The following is a 5,836-nucleotide window of genomic DNA, read 5'->3' as shown; positions in this document are numbered from 1 at the left end:
TGTCATGCGTCAACCCCGCCTTCTTCAAACCTCGTAGGGGAAAAATTTGCTCCAACGGCCATCTTCCGCGTGTCCAGCGTACGTAAAGGTCAGCTCTGGGATAGGGCTGGGGTGAGGGCCGTGGGCTGCGATCACCGCAGCCCCTCACCCAACCTCTCCCCAGAGGGGAGAGGAGTCAATGCAAGACCTTGAAAGGGGTGGCTCTCAAGCCTCTCTCAAGCCTCACAGGGTCTTCAAATACTCGATCAGCGCATCCTTGTCCTGCTGTGGCAATGCGACGCCGAACTCGTGACCCTGGTTGCCGTTGCCCTTGCGTTCGACCTCGTACTTCGTCCCGGCGCGTTCGGCCTTGGGCCCTTGGCTGATGAAGCCTGCATTCGTGGGGTCGTAGACGTCGTAGCCCCGATAGAACTCCCGGGGCCGCTTGGCCGCGGGTTCGAGCATGTCGCGCAGGCTCGGCACCGAGCCGTTATGCAGGTAGGGTGCCTTCAGCCAGATGCCGTCGAGAAAGGCTGCGATGTAGCCGGTCGGGTCCGCCTCCACCAGGCCCTTGCGTTCGATGCCCATGTCTTTCACCGCCTTGTTGGCCGCCCCTGCCGACTTGCCCGTCCAGGTGTCAATGCGGCTTCGGTCGGTGCCGACTTCGGCGACCGGCACCACAGTGCCGGTGCGCGCACTGGCATGGCACCCTGCGCAGCTTGCGTCGAACACGGCCTTGCCGGCAGCGGCTCGCGACTGATCGACCGGGAAAGGGTACTTCGGCGGTGCGAGCTTCGTCAGGTACTCATGCAACCATGCCACGTGGCCCAGGAAGTTCTGCTTGTCCGCTGGCGGTGCGCCCAGCACGCCGAGTGCGGAATCGGTGATCACGGAGTAGGCGTCGTGGCTGTCGCCCGCGTAGTTCAAGCGCATGCCCTTGTCCCATTTGTATTTCTGCAGGTTCCATATCGAGGGCATGTCAGTGGGTCCGAGGCTGTCATCCATGAACTGCTGGATGAGAAAGTATTTGGTGAGGTTCATCGCGTCGTCTCGGCCGCGGCCCCAGTCGGCAAAGTCTTTGCGGTAAATCCAGGCGAACTGTTTCTCACGTTCGACGAGGCGCTGCTTGGTGATCGGAATGACGAAGAAGCGGTACAGAAGCCGGTCGATGAAGTCGAGTTTGGTGACGAGGTTGATCTCGCTCATCAGGTTGTCGGCATTGAAGCGCGGGTCCTTCGCGCAATCGACGAGGAAGCGGAAGTAGGCCTCGACGTTGGTCGTGTGCCCCGGCGCGGCAACGATCAGATTGGGTGTCGCGTCTGCATTGGTGCGATAGCTGGCGGTGTGGCACACCGCGCAGTTGGTGGCAACCCGCGGAAAGCCGATGGTCTTCTTGGTGAAGCCAACGGGCAGCTCCTGGCCTGCTTCCCAGGGGATGCCCATCGAGGCGTACCCGCCCGGCCCCGGCAGCTTCTCGGGAAACATGCGAGGCATCACGTAGAAGATCCAGTACGGAATGCCTGCATCGTGCTCGGCGCCAATGGAGCCGTACTTGAAACGCATCTCCGGCGTGGCCGTCACCCAGTCGGGCTGCGGGTGTACGCGAAAGCCGCGGTCCCATGCGATGTATCCGCCTGCGGTGCCCAGCACCGCGGCCACGAGCAGAGTGATCTTGAACCAGGTTCTCTTCCAGAACGGTGTGCTTGTCATGCGCTGCCCCCTTCAGAACGTTTTGAGGAATTCGACCAACGCGCTCTTTTCCGCGTCGGAAAGCTCGGTCCCGTAAGCCTTGCCTTCGTGCCCCGAATTCGAGTTGCCCGGCGCGTGCGTGTCGTATCGGAAGTACCGGCGGTCGCCTTCGCTTGCTTGCGTCGCGACGAAGCCCATGCGGACCGGGTCGTACAAATCGTTGCCGCGATAAAACTCGGGCGGGCGCTTCGCCACGGGCTCCAGCAAGTCGCGCAGCGTCGGGACGGAGCCGTTGTGCAGGTAAGGCGAGCGCAACCACAAACCGTCCAGCGGCATGTTGGCGTAGCCATGGGTCTTGCGGAAATGGCAGAAGCGCCAGGGGTAACCGGCGTACAAAGTTGATTGGTTGGCAGCAAGTTCGCGTGTGTACGAATCGAGCCGCCGACGGTCGGTGCCGATGAGTTCCCAGCTCGTGACCTTGCCCACTTGCGGCGCGTAGAGCGACGCATCTGAATCGCCTGGCTGAATGCACGCGGTGTTCTGTTCGGCTGCGGGCAGGGCGAAGTCATCGCCTGCCGCGCCATGGCAGCCGGCGCAGTAGTTCTTGTAAATGACCGCGCCGCTTGCGGCCAGCTTGTCGTTGATGGCGAAGTGCTCTTTGAACTCGGGCGGCTTGGCCGTGAGCAACCAGTTTTCGACGCGCTTGATGCGGTCGATGTCGATGGTGGGGGGCGTTGTGCCGGTGCCGAAGGCTGCGCTCTTGTCGCGCTCTTCGAACATCGTGTTGTTGCCGTCCCAGTGCAAGTGCATGCCCTTCTTCTGCGCCTGGTTCCAGATGGCGGGGAAGTCGGCCGGTGCATCGAGTTCTTCCGGCGCGATGCAGGTCGTGTTTTCGCCCTTGCACGTCATTGGAAAGTTGAAAAGCACCTTTGCAGAGTTGAATGTGTCGACGCGGCCCGGCCCCCATTCCTTCTGCGACCACACCCAATCGAAGCGACCGGCGAGTTGAAGGATGCGGTCGCGCATGATCGCGATCGCCACCGGATAGACCACGTAGCGGTCGAGTGGATCGAGCTTGGCACCCAGGCGATCGATCTCGGGGATGATGCGCTCCTTCGTGAACTTCGGGTCGGCGGCGCAGCGGAAGAAGAACTTCTCGAAGGCCATGATGTTGAAGGTATTGGCCGGCATGCCGCTCACGACGAAGGCCGGCTTGTCGGCGGAGGTGCGCACCGTGCTCGTGTGGCAGGCAGCGCAGTTGAGGAATACGCGGTCGATCCCTTGAAAGTGGCGCTTCGAGGTGCCCACCGGAAGGTCGCGCGTCTTGCCTGCGGCGTCCTTCTCATAGATCAGTCCAAGCGATGCATAACCCTTGCCGGGAAGATGCTCCGCGCACACTTGCGGCATGGCTTGCCAGATCCAGTAGGGAAATCCGCTCACATGCTCGCCGCCGGTTGATCCGTACTTGAAGTGATCTTCGACCTTGGTGTAGTCCACCGGTGAGTCGCCCGAGAAGCGCAGGGTCAAGGTCAGGATGACGAGGCCCGGTACGGCCACGATGATGATGAGCAGCGCAATGAACCAGTGCTTCCAATGGCGTGCGGGCGAAAGGGAGGGGGTGTTCATCGTTCAGGGACCAGTCGTGGCAGGAAGGCAGGGGCGCAGGCTTTCGTAGCCTTTGGCTAGCAAGCTGCCGAGTTCGGGGGCGCGGCCTGTTTCGTTTTGCAGGGCATCGCGCACGTATGCGGTGAGGCGGTCCAGTTCGGCGCTGTCGCGCCATGACCTCTCGGGGATATGCATGCGAAGCAAAGCAGTGGCCGGAGGCATCGGTGTCTTGGGCCGATCTTGCGCAGCGAGTTGCCACGATGCGAGGCGCACGTAGAGGCGTTGTGCGCATTGGGTCACTTGGCGGCGCACTTTGGCAACGTCGCCCGACAGGAAGTTCGGCGGTGTGCGGTCGGCTGTGGCGTGGCAGCTTGCGCAGTAGGGGAAGAATGCGGGCGGCAAGGTGTCGCTCTTGGCTGCAGCGGCTGAGACGACTTCGGTCGCGACAAGGTCTACCCGCGCAGGCGGCATGCCTGCGGTGTTCAGGCAGCACCACGGCGTGGCGGGCATGCCGAGTCTTTCGAAGAGCGCCGCCATCAGGCGCACTCGTCGAAACGGCAAGGCACTGAAGCCATCGAAGTGGCCTTGTGTGTTGGCCTCGAGCATTGCTTGTACGGCGACTTTCACCGGTGCGAAATCGTCGACAACCACGGCGTGAGCAAACCCCTTGTTGCCGCTCCAGCGCAGCTCGATCTGCTCTATCGTGCGGCCATCGGCGCCGCGCGAATGCAGCCTCGAATTTCGCAGCGGCAGGCTTAGGCCATGGCCCGGAGTAATTTCCCGTTTTGGGGAGCGCAGGGCGGGCGCGCTGCGGCGTTGCTCCTCGCTTGTGTGGCTCGCCACACGGCGCTCGGAGCGCCTTGCATCGCATCCCTCCCTGCACCCCCCAAAACGGGAAATTACTCCGGGCCATGGCCTTAGGCGACGTTCACCTCCGATGGTGACGGACCTTGCTGTCGCGAATTCGATCTCGCGCAACTCGCCGTGCTTGCCGAGCTGCAAACGATTCAATCGACCTGACTGGGCGACACCGGCAGAGATGTTGACGCGAGCACGTAGCCGAAGTGCATCGGGCTCTCGCTCGCCGCAATCGAAGTCCACATGCTCGATGCTTGGCGAGGCACGCCGCTGCATCACGCTGCAGGGGCTCGCGAAGATTTGTCGTGTGGGCCTGGCACCTCTTGCGAGTTCGTCCAGACGCTTGTCGAGCCGTGCGATGTCGGCGTCGGAGATGAAGTCGGCGAGGCCGGCGATGATGCGGTCTACTGTTGATGCGTCATCGAAGCGCCAAACGTTCAGCGGGGGCCGCAACGCCAACGGATCGAAGCGTGCCGACACGTTTGCCAGCATGGTGAGGTCACGCTGCGCGGCCTCACTTGGCAGCGGGTCGCGATTGGGAATATCCGGGTTGGGAATCGCAAGCCCTGCAGGCCAGCGAGTGCGAGCGTTGGCCTGCAACTTCCCGAGGCCGTGTTCGCGATCATTGATCGAGGTTCGATCGAACTGGCGCAGGCCGCTCAGCCGAAATTGCAGCGCGGCAACGAAGAGTGCAGCGCGGCATTCGGGCGCATCATGCTTGTTGTCCCCGCAGCCTTCGCGCCAGAGCAATTGGTAGGCGCCCAGCAGGTTGGCGCGATCGGTCGCGTCGTCGATGGCATTGGGTACGTCTACGCCGCGGTTTGCGGCAATGCCTTGGAACTCGCGAGAAGAGGCGTCAAGCAAGGCAGCCACTTTCGGATTGGCGTTGGTCTCGTCCCAGGTTGGGCGCGAGAAAAGCGGGCCGCCGTTTTGGTGACAGCTCATGCAAAGTTGTCGACTGGCATAGACCAGTTTCGGTGTGCCGCCGGGTCGGAAGTCCTTCAACAACTGGAACTCGAAGCGGCCCGCGGCCTCGTTGTAGCTGATGACTTCAAGCACATTCGATCGCGACTGATAGCCTAGGTAGAGTCGATCCTTCAAGAGCATGACCGTCTTGCCGGGCACTGCTGCAGGACCTTCATCGACTGCGAGAACGATGCGCGGCGAATCGAAGAAATCGGGCGCTGCCGCCATGCGCTGCAGAGAACGACCGAGCGGAACAAGCACCTGCTTGAGCCCTGGCATGGTCGCTGCGGAGTCACGTTGCAATTGAGATTCGATGCGTTGGCGCAGCTGTGCGAATGAAGTCGGAATCTCATACACCCAGGTCCCGTTGTGCTGGACAGTCATCAGGTGGTCGAACAGCGAGCGACCCACAGGCGGCAAGTCGTCGCCAGGCGACGATGGATCGATCACCCAGAGAGGCTGAGTTGGGACATCCGCGTTGGCGGCAGCGACCGACGAGAACGCGCACACGAACAGGCAAGCGGCCCATCGCGTAAACCAAGCCATCGCACTGTGTTGTCGGTCACGTGGCTTCATTGCTGGCTCACGATGCATGGGCCTGGCCATGGGGAACGAGAGCCTTGTTCCCTTTCCCGTTCGGGCTGACCCATCTCCCGTTCGGGCTGAGGTATCGAAGTCCTCCACCGTGGGTTGAGGCTTCGATACCTCAGCCCGAACGGACATTGGGAAGTCATTCGGA

At 62.1% G+C, this 5,836-nt stretch carries 3 protein-coding genes; all 3 read right to left on the bottom strand.

What is annotated here, in order from left to right:
- Positions 1 to 222: 222 nt before the first annotated feature.
- Genes AC30NL_RS19420 through AC30NL_RS19410 form a run of 3 tightly spaced genes read right to left on the bottom strand, consistent with a single transcriptional unit; the run spans position 223 to position 5,673 of the window.
- Entirely contained in the window at positions 223 to 1,689 is a 1,467-nt protein-coding gene (locus AC30NL_RS19420) for a c-type cytochrome (RefSeq protein WP_489465632.1), read from the bottom strand.
- A 12-nt stretch (positions 1,690 to 1,701) separates the two neighbouring features.
- A complete protein-coding gene (locus tag AC30NL_RS19415; protein ID WP_489465631.1) occupies positions 1,702 to 3,294 on the bottom strand; it encodes a c-type cytochrome in 1,593 nt (530 codons plus the stop codon).
- Between the two features lie 3 nt (positions 3,295 to 3,297).
- A complete protein-coding gene (locus AC30NL_RS19410) occupies positions 3,298 to 5,673 on the bottom strand; it encodes a hypothetical protein (RefSeq protein ID WP_489465630.1) in 2,376 nt (791 codons plus the stop codon).
- Positions 5,674 to 5,836 lie beyond the last annotated feature (163 nt).

The organism is Rhizobacter sp. (assembly GCA_021153565.1).
Classification (GTDB): Bacteria; Pseudomonadota; Gammaproteobacteria; order Burkholderiales; family Burkholderiaceae_C; genus Albitalea.
Note: the sequence above shows the minus strand (reverse complement) of the source record. Positions and strands in the feature narration are given on the sequence as shown.